Raw genomic sequence first — 17,023 nt, forward strand, 5'->3', positions numbered from 1 at the left:
TCAATGCAGGAGGCTCCGATGCCCGACACGACCATCAGCCCGTACCGGATCGACATCCCCCAGTCCGCACTCGACGACCTGCGCGACCGGCTGGCCCGCACCCGCTGGCCCGACGAGCTCGACGACGCCGGCTGGGACTACGGCATCCCGCTCGGCCGGATGCGGGAGCTGGCCGAGTACTGGCGCGACGGATACGACTGGCGCGCACACGAGGCCGTCCTCAACCGCCACCCACAGTTCGTCACCGAAATCGACGGCGCCACCGTGCATTTCCTGCACGTGCGCTCCCCCGAACCCGACGCGACGCCGCTGATCCTCACCCATGGCTGGCCCGGCTCGTTCATCGAGTTCCTCGACATCATCGGCCCGCTGTCCGACCCGCGCGCGCACGGCGGCGATCCCGCGGACGCCTTCCACCTGGTGATCCCATCGATCCCCGGCTTCGGTCCGTCCGGCCCGACCCGCGACCGCGGCTGGGACACCGCCCGCGTCGCCCGCGCCTTCGCGGAACTCATGGACCGGCTGGGCTACGAGCGGTACGGCGCGCAGGGCGGCGACTGGGGCTCGGGCGTCTCCCGGCTGCTCGCGGTCGTGGCGCCCGAGAACGTGATCGGCGTGCACGTCAACTACCTGCCGCACGGACCGGTCCCGACCGAGGGGCTCTCCAACGACGATGCCGCGCGGGTCGAGGTCATCCGGGACTTCCTCGCCAACACGCCCGGCTACATGCGAATGCAGGCCACCCGCCCGCAGACCATCGCCTACTCCCTGACCGACTCACCGACCGGCCAGCTGGCCTGGGTCGCCGACAAGGTCAGGGAGTGGACCGACCCGGCGCACCCGCTGCCGGACGACACGTTGCTGACCAACGTGTCACTGCACTGGTTCTTCGGCACCGCCGGATCCTCGGCGCGGCTGACGTTCGAGTCGGGCGGACCGCGCAGCGGCGGGCCGACCGGCGTCGCACCTCTCGGGATGGCGGTGTTCGCGCACGACATCGTCCGGCCGGTCCGCAGTATCTCGGAGAAGGCACACCCGACGCTCGTGCACTGGAGCGAGTTCGACGAGGGCGGGCACTTCGCGGCGCTGGAGGTCCCGGACCTGCTGGTCGGCGACGTGCGGGCGTTCTTCCGGGGCCGTCGCGGGTAGCGGCGGCGTCAGGGCCTGCGGTGCAGGTACACCTCGGTGAGCAGGCTGAAGACGTCCCGGCCCTGCGCGTCCGCCAGCTGTCCGGTCGTGGTCACCAGCCCGCGGCCGCGGTCGTCCAGCTCGACCCCGTCGATCACCATCAGTCCGGTCAGCACATCACCGGGGCGCACGGGACGCAGGAACCGGACGTCCCGCAGCCCGCGCGCACCGATCACGCTCCAGTGCCGATAGGCGCCGAGCACCGCGAGCCGTTGGTAGACGGCGATGGTGTGCACACCGCTGGCGATGAGTCCGCCGAAGTACCCGTGCGCGGCCGCCTCCGCGTCGAGATGGGAATCCTGCGGATCCCACACGGTCGAGAAGTCCACCATCTCGGCCTCGCCGACGGTGTGCGAGCCCAGATCGATGACGTCGCCGACCATCAGGTCCTCGGCGTACTTCACCTCGTCCATGGGTCCATCGTGCCAGGACACCGCCCCGAGCCGGGCAGATCGGCGCGGGCGCGCCGCGATCGAAGTCGTCGCGTCAGACGCGAACGCCGGGCCGGGTGGCCTCCACGGCGTCGCCGATCCACGGCACCACGGCGGCGCGCACGTCGACCGGGCTCGGCAGCAGGCCGTTGGCGGCCAGCAGGTTTCCGGCACGCTGCTGCTCGTCGAGGAACGCCTCGCTGACCCGGTGCAGGCCGAACGGGCGCCCGCGCAGCGCGCGCTCCCAGCGGTCCAGGTCGGCCCGATCGCCGCGGGCGAGGGCGTCGTCGACGAAGTACTGCGCGGCCTCGCGCGGGTTCGCCTCGATCCACGCGTCGGACTCCTGCAGGGCCGCGATGACGGCCTCGAGCGCCTCGCGGTTGTCCTCCGCGAAGTCCCGGCGGGTGAACCAGAGCGACGGATGGCTGAACAGCGATTCGGTGTCCACGAGGGTCCGCAACCGGTGCGACGTCTCGAGCGCCTCGAGGCCCGGGTAGGCCCCGACCCACGCGTTCAGATCCCCGCGCAGCAGCGCGTCGGCGCCGTCGTTCACGCCGGTGTCGACCGGTTCGATGTCGGCCCAGGTGAGCCCGGCCTGCTCCAGCGCGAACAGGAGCAGTGTGGTCTGCCAGGATCCGTGCGCGATCCCCACCCGCTTGCCCCTCAGGTCCGCCGCGGTCTCGATGCCGGACTCCGCGAGCGCGACCAGGCGGCCGTTCTCCACCCGGGGGCCGGAGATGCCGATGTAGACCACGTCGCGGCCCTTCGCGAGCGCCGTCAGCGGCGGGGTGAAGCCGGTGCCGATGACGTCGTAGCCGCCCTCGGTGAACAGCCAGTCCGAGTGCAGGCTCGGCAGCCCGGTCTTGGGGTCCACCGCCTCGGCCTCCGGAAGGGCGCGCAGGTCAACCCATTCCACGTCGGGCAGCGTCCGCTCGAGGATGCCGCGGTGTCGCAGGACGAACAGGGAGTTGTTGTGCGGGAAGTAGCCGACGCGAACGGTCATGGGAAATCTCTCCTCGAAAGAATGGGGGGTGGGTGAGGCGCTTCGCGCCCGTGCGCGGTTGACGAGTGTGGGGACTCGTCAACCGCGCACGGGCGGCGGAGCCGCCTAGACGAGTCCGCGGCGGCGGGCCTCGTCGACCAGGCCGCTGCGGGACCACTGGGCGACGAGGTTGGTCTTGTCGAATTCGACAGTGCCGCCGACGGACTCGCCGATGGCCTGGTACTGGGCGCCCTCCTCGAGCAGCACCACGAACTTGGCCAGCTCGAGCAGGCCGTCGCGGCCGATCACGTTGACGCCGCCGTTGGCCTCGAAGATCGCGACCAGGTCGGGGTCGCGGACCAGCTCGCCGAGGATGAAGTCGCCCGCGCCGATGCTGCGGTCGATGTGCGGCGGGATGGACCGCGACAACGTCAGCCGCTGCGAGGCCGCGTACCGGATCGGCAGCGGCTGGTGGGTCTGCGCGAAGCCGCCCAGCCACGGGGTGTGCACGTGCACGATCGAGGTGATCTCCTGGTGCTCGCGGAACACCTTGGCGTAGCCGGTGACGAAGCCGGCGGAGCCGCGGCCGGAGAGCACCTCGCCGTCGAAGGTCGCGACGACGGGCTCGATGGTGCGGTCGTCGGCCCAGGGCCCCGGCTCGTTGAGGGCGACGGCGATCTCCTCGCCTGGCACCCGCTCGACGAAGTTGACGGTGCCGTTGGCGGAGACGGTGCCGGTCTCGCGGAAGACGCGGAATGCCTTCTCCGCATCGCGGGTGGCGCCCTCGACGAACGCGGCGACGGTCTCGGAGACGCGGGATTCGGTGGTGGTCATGGTTTCTCTCCTGTAATTCGAATGTGGGCTAGGGAACGAGGAGCCGTGAGTCCTTCTGGCCCGCAGGGGGACCAAAAGGACTCACGGGCGGCGGAGTCGCCTGGAGCAGCGGGAGGACCTCCTCGCCGACGCGGTAGGCCTCCTCGAGGTGCGGGTTGCCCGCGAGGATGAACGCGTCGACGCCGAGCTCGCGCAGCTCGTCGAGCCGCTGCGCGACCTGCTCGTAGCTGCCGACCAGGCCGAACGCGGGACCGCCGCGGATCAGGCTGAACCCGGCCCAGACGTTCGGTTGCACCTCGAGATCGCGGTAGCCGGTGATGGTCTCGGGCACCCAGCCCTTGATCCTGGCCGCGCCGACCGAGTCGCCCTGGGCGGCGCGGTTGGCGGCGTCGCGGTCGACGAACGCCCAGCCCTTCTCCACCTCGGCCCAGGCGGCCTCCTCGGTGTGCCGGGCGACGACGTCGATCCGGACCGCGAACTTCGGTGTGCGGCCCAGCTTCTCGGCGTGCGTGCGGACGCCGTCGAACTTGGCCCGCAGGTCGCCGAACGGCTCGAGCCAGGACAGGTAGTAGTCGCTGTGCAGCCCGGCGGCGCCGACCGCGGCGGCCGAGGAACCGGAGAAGTAGACCTCAGGGAACGGCTGCCCGGCGAGCCCGGGCGGCAGGGCGGCCCCCGCGGTCCGGAAGAACCGGCCGTCGTGGTCGTAGGGCTCGCCGTCCCACACCCCGCGCAGGACGTCGAGGAACTCGCTGGTGCGCGCGTAGCGGTCGTCGTGGTTCACCTTGTCGCCCCACCACAGCTGCGCCGGTCCCCCGCCGCCGCTGATGATGTTGTAGACCAGCCGGCCGCCGGTGGCCCGCTGCAGGCTCGCCGACATCCGCGCGGCCTGCACCGGATGCAGGAACCCGGGCTGGAAGGCGACCATGAACCGGTAGGTGGTGGTCTCGCGGGCCAGCGCCGCCGCCACCGCCCACGGGTCCTCGGTGACCGGGAACGAGGGCAGCAGCCCGCCGAGGAACCCGGCCGACTCCGACGCCTTGGCCACCGCCGCCATGTGGTCGATATAGCCGTAGCCGTCGAGTTCGCCGCCGCGGATCGCGGGCGCGATGTTGCCGGGACCGTGCCCGTTCGCCTCCCCGCGGTTGTAGCGGCGGGGGGTGCGCAGCGACGCGTGGTCGCCCTCCATCCCGATGCGCCAGTAGAAGTCGATGCTCATGCGGTGGCCTCCTGACCAGCCAGGGTGCGCCCGGCCGGGTCGACCAGGTGCAGCAGGTGTTCGCCGGTGCGGTGCAGTTCCTCGATGTGCGGGCGCCCGTCCAGCACGATGCTGTCGACGCCGGCGTCGACGTACTCCGAGAGTCGCTGCGCCACCTGCTCGTAGCTACCGACCAGACCGATCGGCTGCTCGTAGCCGATCTCGGTGAAACCGGCCCAGCGCCCTCCGCCGAGGTCGAGCGAACGCGCGCCGACGCCGTCGTCGTGGATCTCGTGCCACTGCCGCTCGGCCCGCGCCCAGGCCTCGTCCTCGGTCTCACGGGCGATGATCGGCAGCTCCAGACCGGCGCGCACCGTGCGGCCCTGAACCCGCGACCGGCGCCGCAGCTCGGCCACCGACGCCGCGACCCCGTCGACGGTCTCGACGAACAGGTGCACGTCGCCGTGCCGCGCGGACAGCTCCAGCGCCTGCTCCGACTCCCCGGACAGGTACACCGTCGGGAACGGCAGCCCGGACAGGATGCCGCGGAACCCGCCGTCGATGACGTCGAAGTACTCGCCGTCGAGGTCGAACCCGGTGCCGCTGAACCCGGCTCCGGCGACCGGGGTCTCGTTCCAGACCCCGCGCGCGACGGTGAGGAACTCCGCCGCCCTGGTGTACCGGTCCACGCCGGTGACCCGGTCCCCGCGGGCGCGGGCGTCGGCCTCATCGGTCTCCACCTGCAATCGCCAGGACAGCCGGCCTCCGGAGAGCCGCTGCAGCGTCGCGGACACCTTCGCCGCGTACACCGGGGTGCCGAAGGAGGGGTGGAACTCGACGATCACCCGGGAGTGCCTGGTGTCGCGCAGCGCGGCGCCGCCGACGATCCACGACTCCTCGCCGAGCGGGTCGTAGGGCGCGAGCACCCCGTCGAGCCCGGACAGTTCGGCCGCGAGCACCACCTGGGCGAGGTCGTCGAAGGGCCCGAAGTTGCCGGGACGCAGGTCCGTCGCCACGGTGGGCACCTGGGGTCCGCCGAACCCGCCGCGGTTCCGCGAGCCCGGCGTCGCGTGCCTGCCGTCCCCTCGCGAGGGCAGCCGCCACAGGAACTCGGTCATGACGGCACCTTTTCGGCGGCCAGCAGCTCGAGGGCCTGCTGCAGGGGTTCACGGGCCACCCAGGATTCGAGGTCGAAGTCGGCGGCCAGGAAGCCGTGGGTGTAGAGGAACTGCTTCTGGATCCCGATCAGCTCGACGCGTTCGTCGGAGAGCGAGGGGTGCAGGTCCAGGTGGAAGCCCTCCTTGTACGCGGCGACGACTCCGTCCGGGCCGGAGAGGGTTTCGCGGGCGAGCACCTCGCGGACGCGGTCCAGGTTGCCGGCCGCCCAGTCCGCGGCGCGCAGGCTCTGGGCGAGGAAGCCGACCACCAGATCGGGCCGGGACTCGAGCAGGTCGGCGTGCACGGTGATGGGGCGCGGGGTGCCGTTGTTGACGCGCAGCCGCTTCACCTCGGTGGCGTCGAGGTCCACCGCGACCCGCAGTCCGTGCTCGCGGGCCACCTCCTTGGCGCGGGCGCCCTTGACGTAGATGGCATCCACCTCGCCGCGCAGCAGCTCGTCGACGCCCCATGTCGTGGTGCGCTGCTGGTCCCGAACGGCGCTGCGCACCTGCGGGTTCCGCTCCACCTCCACCTCGACTGCGGAGACATCGGCGAGGGTGAGGCCTGCCAGGCGCAGCGCGTTCGCGAAGCCGTGCAGGGCCATCGCGCGCGGGAAGCTGCGCGCCTGGTCCTGCGCCCAGGCCGGGACGCCGATCCGCAGGCCGGCCAGGTCGGCGGCGCCCGCGACCGTGGAGTCCGGTCCCACGAGGATGGCCTGCGATTCGTCGATCCAGGTCAGCCCGATCAGCCGGGTCGGCGAGCCCTGCGCGCGGGCCGCGATCGCGGGCACGTTGCCGCCCTCGCGGACCAGGCCGAGCAGCTGGTGGTCGAAGTGACGGACGGCCAGCTCCGGGCCTGCGTCCTGCAGGACACCGAGGCTCACGCCCGCCTCGGCCGCGGTCTCCCCCAGCCAGCCGAGGCTGTGCGCGAGGCCGCTCGCGGTGGGCACGGGGCAGCGGGTGTACCAGAGGGTGTCGAGGGTGGTGTCGACTGCTGCGGTCATCTCGGACTCCTAAGTGGTTGTGGGGGAAGCGGTGCGACCGACGCCGAGCTCGGTGAGGAAGGCGGCGCGGTAGCGGAGGGACTCGGGGTCGGTGCGGTCGCGGGGCCGGGCGAGGTCGATGTCGACGTCCACCGCGAACCGGCCCTCGTTGAGGATCAGCACCCGGTCGGCCAGCCGCACGGCCTCGTCGACGTCGTGCGTGACCAGCAGCACCGCGGGCCGGTGCCGGGCCACCAGGTCGCCGACCAGGTCCTGCATCTGCAGCCGGGTCAGGGCGTCGAGCGCGGCGAACGGCTCGTCGAGCAGCAGCAGCTCCGGCTCCCGGACCAGCGCCCTGGCCAGCGCGACGCGCTGGGCCTCACCGCCGGACAGCGTCGCCGGCCACTGCCGTGCCTTGCTCTCCAGGTTCACCTCGGCCAGCGAGCGGGCGGCGCGCTCCCGGTTCTGTGCGGTCCGGCGCTGCCCGACGGTGACGTTGGCCAGCACCCGCTTGGACGGGATCAGCCGCGGCTCCTGGTAGACGGTGGTGCGCTGACCGGGCACCAGAATCTTTCCGGCGTCCGGCCTTTCGAGTCCGGTGAGCAGCCGCAGCAGGGTCGTCTTGCCGGTGCCGCTCGGCCCGAGCAGCACCACGAACTCGCCGCGGTGGATCTCCAGGTCGACGCCGTCGAGCACGGTCTTGTCGCCGAAGGCCTTGGTCAGGCCCCGCAGCGAGACCGCGACGGGCTCACCCGCACGCCGGTCGCGGGCCGCAGTCGCGGTGCGTTCCCGGACCGCCAGCGGCGGCAACGCGGTGTCCTGAGCGCTCATCGGACCGCCACCTGTCCCCGCCAAGGCATCGCGAACTTCTCGATGACCCGGACGATGCCGTCGAAGATCAGGCCCAGCACCGCGTAGAGCACCACGCACAGCACCATGTAGTCGGTGCGGTTGTACTCCTGCGCCAGCGTCACCAGGTAGCCGATGCCCTCCCTGGTGCCGACCTGTTCGGCGGCGATGAGTCCGGTGATGCTGATGGACAGGCAGATTCGCAGCGCCATCAGCACCCCCGGCAGCGCGGCGGGCAGGATCGCGCCGAACACCAGCCGCCATCCCCGCAGGCCGAAGCTCTGGGCGGCCTCGACCATCTTGCGATCCACGTTGCGGACACCGAGGTAGGTGTAGGCGTACATCGGGCCGACGGTGGCGACCGCGATGAGCAGCACCTTGAAGGTCTCGTCGATGCCGAACCAGGCGATGAACAGCGGCACCAACGCCAGGAACGGGATGGCCCGGTTGATCTGCATCGTGGAGTCGATGAGTTCCTCACCCAGGCTGGACAGTCCGGAGAGCACCCCGAGCGCCAGGCCGATCACGACGCCGAAGAACACGCCGACCGCGGCCCGTTTGAAGGAGGCGATGGAGAAGTCGACCAGCTGCCCGGTCTGGTAGAGCTCGGTGAAGGCGCTCCACACCGCGGGCGGTCCGGCGAGGATCTCCTCGGGGATCGCACCGGTGGCCGAGCCGATCCACCAGGCCGCGACGATCAGCGCGGGCACCAGGAAGCGCAGCGGGATCGACACCCAGGCGGGCCGGGTGCGGCCGGCGCGGTACCGCGGCTCCTCGAGTTCCAGTGTGGTGGGCCCGCCGCCGCGTTCCTCCCGCGTCCTCGGCGGGGTCAGCAGCGCCATGTCAGTTCCCCGACTTCGTCGGGGCCGACTGGACCTGGGCGGTCGCGTCCACCTTGGACTGCAGCGGATAGAAGACGTCCTTGGCGGTGAGCGCGCGGGTGGTCACCCCGTTCTGGAAGAACAGGTCGGCGACCTCCTGCAGGTCCGCCTCGTCGGCCGCGGTCGGGTAGTGCGGGACCGAGGCCCGGCGGCCGAGATCGAGTGCCCGCTCGAGCCGCTCGCCGGACAGCGCCCGCGGGCCCGCCTTCTCGAAGACGTTCTGGTAGTCCTCCGGGTTGCTGCGCTGCCGCTCGGTCAGCGCCTGCAGGGTCTCGAGGTACTTGGCCGCGACGTCGGGGCGCTCCTCAAGCACCGCGGTGCGGAACGCGACGATCGTGTTGTCCTTGGAATCGATGCTGGCCTCGGTGGCGATCTCCACCACGCCGTCGCGGGCCTTGGCCTCCTGGTAGGGGTCGTTGAACGAGGCCCACGCGTCCACCTGGCCGGTGGAGAAGGCCGACGCCGCGTCGGATGGCTGCAACGGCACCCGCTCGACCTGGTCGAACGGGATGTTGGCCCGGCGCAACGCCTTCAGGGTGATGTACTCGCCCTTGCCGGCGGGGTTCACCGCGATGCGCTTGCCGACGAGATCCTTGACCTCCTTCACACCCGAGCCCGGGGACGCGATGATGCCGCTCTGGTCCTGATCGACCGGGTCCGCGACGGCGATGATCCGCACCGCGACGTCCTTGGAGAGCGCGCCGACCACCGGGCTGTACGCACCGCCGGAGACATCGAGCTGACCGGCGTTGAACAGCTTGAGGTTCGCGCTGAACGCGGGCGGCGCCTTGACCCACTCGACCTTCGCGCCGAGCGGGGCCAGCGCCTCGTCGAACGAGCCGTCCCGCTTGCCGACCGCGAGCGGTCCGGCGTTGCCAGGGTCGGTCACCTTGAGCACGAACGTGGGCTCGGCGGAGCCGGCGGCGTCCGCGGGGCCCTCGGAGTCCGACCCGCAGGCGGCAACCAGGGCGACGACGGGGAGAAGCGCGAGCGCGAGACGCGCTCGGGGAAGTCGGCGGTTGCGGGACATCGGGGGCTCCTGTTCGAGAGGCTGGTCGATCTACGCCCCGAAAACTAGGCCAGCCAAACCCCACCGGATAGGTATAGTTTTCCGTTGATTGGAAATGTTGACAGATACGGGATCCTGCGGGTCGCGCTCGGAACACCAGTGTTGCTGCCGAATACTCGCCACCGGCCACCGTCGCCGCTCGACCCCGTCGGGGCAGCTTTCCTAATAACGGAAAGCTCTTGGCCCCGTCGCTCGTGTTAGCGTCGCGACGTGGAGACCCCCTCAGACCCCAACCCCTCGGCGACCGGCTCCGTGCAGACCGTCGCCCGCGCCCTGTCGGTGCTCGGCTGCTTCCGCGGCGGCGACGAGCTCGGGGTGTCCGAGGTGGCCCGCCTCCAGGGGCTCGCGGTCAGCACCACGCACCGACTGCTCACCGCCCTCGTCGACGCGGGCTTCCTCGACAAGGACGCGGAGTCGAGCCGGTACCGCCTCGGCGGCGCGCTCGCGGAGTATGGCCAGATCGCCTACCGGCAGCACCGCATCTACCTCGCCGAGCCGCACCTCGAGCAGCTCGCCACCACCACCGGCGCGAGCGCCTCGATCGCGACGCGATACGGCAACGACGCCGTGCTGCTCGGCACCAGCCGGTGGCGGGAGGCCGACGGCCACCAGCTGCAGGGCGTCCGGCTGCCGCTGCACGCCAGCGCGCTCGGCAAGGCCCTGCTGGCGTGGTCCCAGGTCACCGACGACGAGCTGGGCCGGCTGCCGTACGAAACGGGTACGGCGCGTTCGGTTCCCGGGCCACTGGAGCTGGGCAAGGAGCTGGCCCTGACCCGCGAGCGGGGCTATGCCTTCAACGACGAGGAGCTGGCCGCCGGGTACCGGACGATCGGCGTCCCGATCGTCGGGGACGACGGTCTCGCCCGATTCGCGCTTGGCCTGCGCGGGCCGACCGAGCTGATGATCGCCGAACGGGTGCCCTTCTTCGTCGAGCTGGCCAGGGTCACCGCCCGCGAGATCGCCGCCGTCATGCAGTGACGCGGCGGCGAATTCAGCAGAGGGCGTTGCTGAGCAGGGCGAGGGTGTCGACCTCCTGCGGCGGCGCCTGGGTGACGGTGATCGCCGCGGCCCGGCCGTCCTCGGTGGCGCCGGAGAGCGTGTGGAATCCCGGGATGTCGCCGGAGTGCCCCCAGAAGACCTTGCCGCACGACAGTTTCGCCGACATCAGCCCCAGCCCGTAGGACATGCCGGGCTGATCCATCGGCACGGTGTCGGTCATCGCGGCCCAGGACGCCTCCGAGGTGAGCCGGCCCTCGACCAGTGCCCGCAGGAACGTGGTCAGGTCCGGCCCGCTCGAGACCATCGCGCCCGCGGCCCACGGACCGGACGGCTCGGTCGCCGTCATCTCGATGATGTTGTCCCCGTCCGCCTCGTAGCCGGACGGGTGCCGTCCGCGGATCTGCTTCTCCCCCGTCCCTGGCAGGTAGGTGTCGGTCAGCCCCAGCGGCCCGGTGATCCGGCTCGCGAGCTCGTCCTCGACCGTGTTCCCGGTGACCTTCTCGACCAGCATCCCGTTCACCAGGTAGTTGGTGTTGGTGTATTTCATCCGCTCACCGGGACGGAACTGCGCGGGGTGCGCCATCGCCATGGCGAGCAGATCCTGGCGGGTGAACCGTTCGCCGCTGCCGAGATAGGTCTGCGTGATGCGCGGGTCATCGGAGTACTCGGGCAGCCCGCTGGTGTGCTGCAGCAGCTGCCGGACGGTGATCGCCCCCGGGTCGACGCCCTCGCCGACCAGCGCGCCGGGCAGGTAGCGATCGATGGGGGCATCGAGCTCGACCTTCCCCTCGTCGACCAGCTGCATCACGATGGCCGCCACGAATGTCTTGGTGACGCTGCCGATCCGGACCTGCGCGCCGTCCGGGATCTGCTCGGCGGTCACCCGGTCGCCCACCCCGCTGCGTAGCTCCACCGTCTCGCCGGGAACGGACAGGGTCGCGACCGCGCCGCCCACGGTCGAGCGGACCAGTTCGTCCAGGTCGGCCTGCACGGCCGCACGATTGGGAAAGCTGTTGACCACCACGGGATCCGAGGTGTCCGAGCATCCGGCTAGCAGGAGGACCGAGATACCGACCGCGACCGCAGCAGATTTCATGCCCCGACCCTATGGCGCGAGAACCGTTCGGCGCATCCGGATTTACCCTGATATCGCCGCCGTCACACCCTCACCTCAGCCGCGCAGGTACGCCAGCACCGCCAACACCCGACGATGCCCGCTGTCGGAGGCGGACAGCCCGAGCTTGGCGAAGATGTTGCCGATGTGCTTGCTCACCGCGGTCTCGCTGACCACCAGCCGGCCGGCGATGGTGCCGTTGTCCAGGCCCTCGGCCATCAGGCCGAGCACCTCGGACTCGCGTGGGGTCAGCGAGCGGATCGGGTCGTCGGACCGCCTGCGGCTCATCAGCTGGGAGATCACCTCGGGGTCCATCACCGTGCCGCCCGCGGCGACCCGCCGCAGCGCGTCGGTGAACTCGGCGACCCGGCCGACGCGTTCCTTGAGCAGGTACCCCATCCCGTTCGCGCCCTCGGCGAGCAGCCGACCCGCGTACCGGTCCTCCACGTATGCGGAGAGCACCAGCACCGGGAACCCCGGCCTGCGCCGCCGCGCCTCCTCGGCCGCCTTGAGCCCCTCGTTGGTGAAGGTCGGCGGCATCCGGACGTCGAGCACCGCGGCGTCCGCGGAATCGAGCACCTCGAGGAAGGACTCGGCGTTGTCCACCGCGGCGACGACCTCGAAGCCCTCCCCGCGCAGCAACAGCGCCAGACCCTCCCGCAGGAGGGCATCGTCCTCGGCGATCACGATCCGCACGGCAGCTCCACCTTCAGCGTCGTCGGCCCGCCCTCGGGGCTGGCCAGTTCCATCGTCCCCTCGAAGGCCTCGGCCCGGCGCCGGATCCCGCTCAGCCCGCCGCCCGCCCGCTCGACCGCTCCCCCGTGCCCGTCGTCGGTGATCGCGATCCGCAGCACCTCGCCGGAATCCCGGTGGGCCGTGCACAGGCGGACGGTCACCCCGCCCGCGCCGCCGTGTTTGACCACATTGGTCAGTCCCTCGGCCACCACGAAGTACGCGGCCGACTCCAACGCGACCGGCGCCCGGCGCAACCCGCCCACGTCCAGCACGCACGGCACCGCGCACCGGCCCGCCAGTGCCGAGACCGCACCCTCGAGCCCGAGCTCGTCGAGGATCGGCGGGTAGATGTCGTGCACGATGGTGCGCAGGCCCGCGAGCGCGTCGGCGGCCGCGTCCTGGGCCCGAAGCAGCTGCGGCAAGGCCTGTTCCGGGTTCGTCCGCAGCGACCGTTCCGCGATACCCAGCATCATCACCACCCCGACGAGCCGGTTCTGGGCGCCGTCGTGCAGGTCCCGTTCGATCCGGCGGAGCTCCGCGGCGTGCGCGTCGAGGGCGGCCGCGCGGCTCGCGGTCAGAGCGCTGACGCGCTCCACCAGCCGCGACTCCCGAGTCGGCGCCAGCAGCCGCACGGCCAATCCGCACACCCCGCGCGCCATCAGCGGGGTCAGCCACAGCGCCAGCGCGGCGTAGGCGACACCGACAAGCGGCATGGCCGCCGCCCCCCACCACGATGTCACCGGATAGATGTTGGTCACCGGCTCGTCGGCGGGCATCAACTGCCAGTACGCCGGGATCAGCAGGGAATTGACCGCACCGGCGGGGAGCGCGACCGCGAGCAGGCCCGCGACGGGCGCGATCAGCGCGTGCGCCGCGAGCCAGCCGGCGTCCCGACGGGTCGAGGCCGCGGTCGCCAGTCGCCGCAGGTCCTCGAACGTCGGGGCGGCCGGGATCGGCGGGTATCGCTCGGGCAGCACCTCGCCCGAGAACCACCCCGCCCGGCGCCGGGCCAGCCCGGTCCACCAGCGCAGCAGCCGCACCGCCCTCGGCGCCAGCAGCAGGCCCGGTCCGAACAGCAGGAAGATCATCAGCACCAGCCCGGCGACCAGCAGCGCCATCGACGCCATGCCCGCGACACCCTCCGCCGCCAGGTAGCGCAGCGCATGCCACCAGCTCCGCAGCCGCCCGGTCCTCACCATGCACCCCAGCATGCCGCACCCCAGGGTCGCTGTCGGTATAGCCAGCCCCACCATGGATTCGGTAGCGCACGGGATCGTCCGCCGCCGCGGCCGTCCATAGCGTCGACATCCATGAGCACACAGGTTCTGAGCCCGCCCGTCGCCGCCGTCCGACTCGAGCAGGTCACCAAGAGGTACGGGTCCGGCCCCGCCGCGGTGACCGCGCTGCGGGGCATCGACCTCGCCCTGCCCCGCGGGGCCTTCACCGCCGTCATGGGCCCGTCGGGCTCCGGCAAGAGCACCTTCCTGCACTGCGCGGCCGGCCTCGACCAGCCGACCTCGGGCTCCGTCTGGCTCGGCGACACCGACATCTCCCGGCTCAAGCCCAGGGCGCTGACCGTGTTCCGGCGCGACCACGTCGGCTTCGTCTTCCAGGCCTACAACCTGCTGCCCGCGCTGTCGGTGGAACAGAACATCACCCTGCCGCTGCTGCTGGCCGGTCGCGGCGCCGACCCCGGCTGGCTCGACTTCGTGACCGGCGCCGTCGGCCTGGCGGATCTGCGTGGGCGCAGGCCCTCGGAGCTGTCCGGCGGCCAGCAACAGCGGGTCGCGATCGCGCGGGCCCTGGTGACCCGGCCCGATGCCGTGTTCGCCGACGAGCCGACCGGCGCACTGGATTCACGGACCGGCCGCCAGGTCCTCGAACTGCTCCGCCGTACCGCCGAGGAGCTCGGGCAGACCGTGGTGATGGTCACCCACGATCCGATCGCCGCCTCGTACGCCGACCGGGTGCTGTTCCTCGCCGACGGTGCCTTCGTCGGTCACCTGGACCGGCCGAGCGCCCAGCAGGTCGCCGACCACATGACCCATCTCGGGGAGTGGTGACCCGATGAGATCGCTTGCAGGCGCGAATATTCGCGCGCACCGCGGCGGGTTCGTCGGCATGTTCGTCGCGGTGTTGTTCGCCGCGATGCTCGTCACCGGTCTCGGCGTGCTCATCGAGTCCGGGATCCGCGGCGGGATCGAGCCGCAGCGCTACGCCGGCGCCGACGTCATCGTCGGCGGCACGCAGTCACTCGTCGTCGAGGAGGAGATCGACCAGCCGTTCGCGGAGCGGGCGCCTCTGGCGGCCGACATCGTGGGCGAACTGGAGTCGATTCCCGGCGTGGCACGCGCCGTTCCCGACCTCAGCGTTCCGCTCACGTGGTCGGGCAGACCGGTGCAGGCGCACGGCTGGGCCTCGGCCGCGCTGACGCCCTACGAGATCCGGGAGGGACGGGCACCGAACGGTGCAGGCGAGGTCGTGGTGGACGGCGCCGGGCAGGCCCGCGTCGGCGACCGGATCTCGTTGGCGCACGGCGGCATCGCCGACGACTACACCGTGGTCGGCGTCGCGGGCGCGAGCCCGACCCCGGACCGGGCCGCGCACGTGTTCCTGTCCGACGGCCAGGTCCATTCGCTGTCACCGCGTTCGGGCACCATCGACACCATCGGGGTCACGGCGGCCGACGGCGTCACGGCTACCGCGCTGGCCGAGCGGATCCGCGAGCGGCTGCCCGAGGTCGAGACCTACACCGGACGGGCCCGCGGCGACGCCGAGTTCCTCGACGCGGGCGGCGCGCGGACCGAACTGGTGATGATCGGCATCTCGTTCGCCGGGACGGCGGTGATGATCGCCATGTTCGTGGTGGCCGGCACGCTGTCACTGTCGATCCAGCAGCGCAGGCGCGAGTTCGCACTGCTCCGCGCGGTCGGCGCGACCCCGGGGCAGATCCACCAGCTCGTCGGGCGTGAGGTGATGCTGGTCGCGGGCGTCGCCGCGGTCGCGGGCACCGTCCCCGGCTACGTCCTCGCCGGCTACCTCCGGTCTCGCTTCGCGGGAGCGGGACTGCTGCCCGCCGACTTCGCGTTGGCCCTCGGCCCGCTGCCCGCCGTCGCGGCCGTGGCCCTGAGTCTGATCACCGCCAGGGCGGCCGCGGCCATGGCCGCGCGCCGGCCCGCCAGGATCAACCCGGTCGACGCGCTGGCGGAGGCGTCGGCCACCCCGGCCCGCCTCGGCCGCGGACGGACGATCACCGGACTGGTCCTCGGCGCGGCGGGTCTGGTGATCTCGCTGCTGCCCGCCGTGATCGGGGGCCAGGCGGCGCTCGCAGGCGCAGGGGGTGCCGCTGTGCTGCTGATGATCTCGGTGGGACTGCTGGGGCCGCGACTGGTCAGCGGCGCGGTGGCCGCGCTCGGCGGGCCGCTCCGCCGGTCGGGATCGCCCGCCCTGTTCCTGGCGGCCGCGAACACCCGCGGCAACGCCCGCCGCCTCGCCGCGGCCATCACCCCGCTCGCCCTGGCGATCGCGATCGGATCGGTACAGATCTTCGTCCAGAGCACCGTCGCGGCGGAGGCGGCCACCCAGTCGAGGGAGGGCGTCACCGCGGACTTCCTCGTCACCGGCACCGGGTCGGGGCTGTCCCCCGCCGTCGTCGACGCGATCGGCCGGACGCCGGGTGTCGAGGCGGCGAATCCCATAGCCCGCAGCCAGGTCTACGCCCCGCGCTTCGACGGCGAGTCCACCACCACCGAGCGGTATGCGGCGCAGGGCGTCGACCCGGCCGCGACCGTCGCGACGATGGATCTGGAGGTCGAGTCCGGCAGCATGGACGCGCTGGCCGGACCGGACACGGTCGCGCTGAGCAGCGACGCCGCCCAGACGCTCGGCGTCGGGCTCGGGGAGACCGTGACGCTCTACCTCGGCGACGGCACCGCGGTCAGCCCCACCGTCGTCGCGACCTACGGGCGCGGGCTCGGATTCGGCGACGTCACCTTCGCGAACGAGGTCGTGCGCGCCCACACCACGAGCGGCCTGGACGACAGCGTGCTGGTGCGGGCCGAGCCCGGCAGGCGGTCCGAGATCGGCGCCGCACTGACCGCGGCGGGCCACGCCGTCGTCGACCGCGACGGGCTCGGCGCGGCAGGCGAATCCGAGCGCAGCGCGCAGTCCTGGACGAGCCTGATCGCGCTGTCGGTGCTGCTGGCCTACCTGGCGGTGGCGGTGGTGAACACCCTCGTGATGGTGACGGCCGAGCGGGGACGGGAGTTCGCGTTGCTGCGACTGGTCGGATCGAGCCGCAGGCAGGTGCGCGCGATGATGCGGGCCGAGGCGGCGATGGTGGTGACGATCGCGTCGGTGGTCGGCACGCTGACCGCCCTGCCGCCGCTGGTGGGGGTCAGCCTCGGGGTCTCCGGGCAGCCGATCCCCGCCGTCTCCCCCGTCACCTACGCGGCGATCATCGCGGTCACCGTGACACTGGGACTGCTCGCGCTCGCGATACCGACCCGGGCGAGGCTACGCGCGGACCCGGTCGCGGCGATCTCGTCCCGGGAGTAGAACCGGTCGCGCCCGGCACCGCCCTGCGGTGCCGGGCGCGCGGCTCCGG

General features: G+C 72.1%; 16 protein-coding genes. 4 read left to right on the forward strand and 12 right to left on the reverse strand.

Annotated elements, in window-relative coordinates; translation table 11 throughout:
- The first annotated feature begins 18 nt into the window (after nucleotides 1–18).
- Nucleotides 19–1,149, forward strand: coding sequence for an epoxide hydrolase family protein (locus RM1_RS17230; protein WP_174562967.1), 1,131 nt, complete (start codon nucleotides 19–21; stop codon nucleotides 1,147–1,149).
- 8 nt (nucleotides 1,150–1,157) lie between these two features.
- On the opposite strand, the gene RM1_RS17235 is transcribed toward RM1_RS17230, so the two are convergent.
- From RM1_RS17235 to RM1_RS17275, 9 genes are all read right to left on the reverse strand, one after another.
- Nucleotides 1,158–1,601: a MaoC/PaaZ C-terminal domain-containing protein gene (locus tag RM1_RS17235; RefSeq protein WP_072752966.1), complete on the reverse strand. Its 444-nt coding sequence runs from the start codon at nucleotides 1,599–1,601 to the stop codon at nucleotides 1,158–1,160.
- A gap of 73 nt (nucleotides 1,602–1,674) precedes the next feature.
- Nucleotides 1,675–2,622 carry an ABC transporter substrate-binding protein gene (locus RM1_RS17240; RefSeq protein ID WP_072752967.1) on the reverse strand — a complete coding sequence of 316 codons (948 nt, stop codon included), beginning with the start codon at nucleotides 2,620–2,622 and terminating at the stop codon, nucleotides 1,675–1,677.
- A 105-nt stretch (nucleotides 2,623–2,727) separates the two neighbouring features.
- Nucleotides 2,728–3,435 carry a class II aldolase/adducin family protein gene (locus RM1_RS17245; protein WP_072752968.1) on the reverse strand — a complete coding sequence of 236 codons (708 nt, stop codon included), beginning with the start codon at nucleotides 3,433–3,435 and terminating at the stop codon, nucleotides 2,728–2,730.
- 28 nt (nucleotides 3,436–3,463) lie between these two features.
- Nucleotides 3,464–4,651 carry an LLM class flavin-dependent oxidoreductase gene (locus RM1_RS17250; RefSeq protein ID WP_072752969.1) on the reverse strand — a complete coding sequence of 396 codons (1,188 nt, stop codon included), beginning with the start codon at nucleotides 4,649–4,651 and terminating at the stop codon, nucleotides 3,464–3,466.
- Nucleotides 4,648–5,748 (reverse strand): LLM class flavin-dependent oxidoreductase, encoded by a 1,101-nt coding sequence (locus RM1_RS17255; RefSeq protein WP_072752970.1) that lies wholly within the window; start codon nucleotides 5,746–5,748, stop codon nucleotides 4,648–4,650. The genes RM1_RS17250 and RM1_RS17255 overlap by 4 nt, the downstream gene beginning before the upstream one ends.
- Nucleotides 5,745–6,791: an ABC transporter substrate-binding protein gene (locus RM1_RS17260; RefSeq protein WP_072752971.1), complete on the reverse strand. Its 1,047-nt coding sequence runs from the start codon at nucleotides 6,789–6,791 to the stop codon at nucleotides 5,745–5,747. Before RM1_RS17260 ends, RM1_RS17255 begins: the two co-directional genes overlap by 4 nt.
- A 9-nt stretch (nucleotides 6,792–6,800) precedes the next feature.
- Nucleotides 6,801–7,601: an ABC transporter ATP-binding protein gene (locus RM1_RS17265; protein ID WP_072752999.1), complete on the reverse strand. Its 801-nt coding sequence runs from the start codon at nucleotides 7,599–7,601 to the stop codon at nucleotides 6,801–6,803.
- Nucleotides 7,598–8,461 (reverse strand): ABC transporter permease, encoded by an 864-nt coding sequence (locus RM1_RS17270; protein ID WP_072752972.1) that lies wholly within the window; start codon nucleotides 8,459–8,461, stop codon nucleotides 7,598–7,600. Before RM1_RS17270 ends, RM1_RS17265 begins: the two co-directional genes overlap by 4 nt.
- A 1-nt stretch (nucleotide 8,462) precedes the next feature.
- On the reverse strand, nucleotides 8,463–9,530 hold the full coding sequence (locus RM1_RS17275; protein ID WP_072752973.1) for an NrtA/SsuA/CpmA family ABC transporter substrate-binding protein: 1,068 nt from the start codon (nucleotides 9,528–9,530) through the stop codon (nucleotides 8,463–8,465).
- A 249-nt stretch (nucleotides 9,531–9,779) separates the two neighbouring features.
- Between RM1_RS17275 and RM1_RS17280 the strand changes: the two genes are divergently transcribed.
- Nucleotides 9,780–10,547, forward strand: a complete 768-nt coding sequence (locus tag RM1_RS17280) for an IclR family transcriptional regulator (protein ID WP_072752974.1) — start codon at nucleotides 9,780–9,782, stop codon at nucleotides 10,545–10,547.
- Nucleotides 10,548–10,560: 13 nt separating this feature from the next.
- On the opposite strand, the gene RM1_RS17285 is transcribed toward RM1_RS17280, so the two are convergent.
- The 3 genes from RM1_RS17285 to RM1_RS17295 form a co-directional block, all read right to left on the reverse strand.
- Nucleotides 10,561–11,664, reverse strand: coding sequence for a serine hydrolase domain-containing protein (locus RM1_RS17285; protein WP_072752975.1), 1,104 nt, complete (start codon nucleotides 11,662–11,664; stop codon nucleotides 10,561–10,563).
- A gap of 75 nt (nucleotides 11,665–11,739) precedes the next feature.
- Nucleotides 11,740–12,378: a response regulator gene (locus RM1_RS17290; protein WP_027502323.1), complete on the reverse strand. Its 639-nt coding sequence runs from the start codon at nucleotides 12,376–12,378 to the stop codon at nucleotides 11,740–11,742.
- A complete protein-coding gene (locus RM1_RS17295) occupies nucleotides 12,366–13,616 on the reverse strand; it encodes a sensor histidine kinase (protein WP_072752976.1) in 1,251 nt (416 codons plus the stop codon). The genes RM1_RS17290 and RM1_RS17295 overlap by 13 nt, the downstream gene beginning before the upstream one ends.
- A 111-nt stretch (nucleotides 13,617–13,727) precedes the next feature.
- Between RM1_RS17295 and RM1_RS17300 the strand changes: the two genes are divergently transcribed.
- Nucleotides 13,728–14,480: an ABC transporter ATP-binding protein gene (locus RM1_RS17300; protein WP_092667815.1), complete on the forward strand. Its 753-nt coding sequence runs from the start codon at nucleotides 13,728–13,730 to the stop codon at nucleotides 14,478–14,480.
- A gap of 4 nt (nucleotides 14,481–14,484) precedes the next feature.
- Nucleotides 14,485–16,974 carry an FtsX-like permease family protein gene (locus tag RM1_RS17305; protein ID WP_072752977.1) on the forward strand — a complete coding sequence of 830 codons (2,490 nt, stop codon included), beginning with the start codon at nucleotides 14,485–14,487 and terminating at the stop codon, nucleotides 16,972–16,974.
- Nucleotides 16,975–17,023 lie beyond the last annotated feature (49 nt).

This window comes from Rhodococcus maanshanensis NBRC 100610 (assembly GCF_001894865.1).
Lineage (GTDB): Bacteria > Actinomycetota > Actinomycetes > Mycobacteriales > Mycobacteriaceae > Rhodococcus_G > Rhodococcus_G maanshanensis.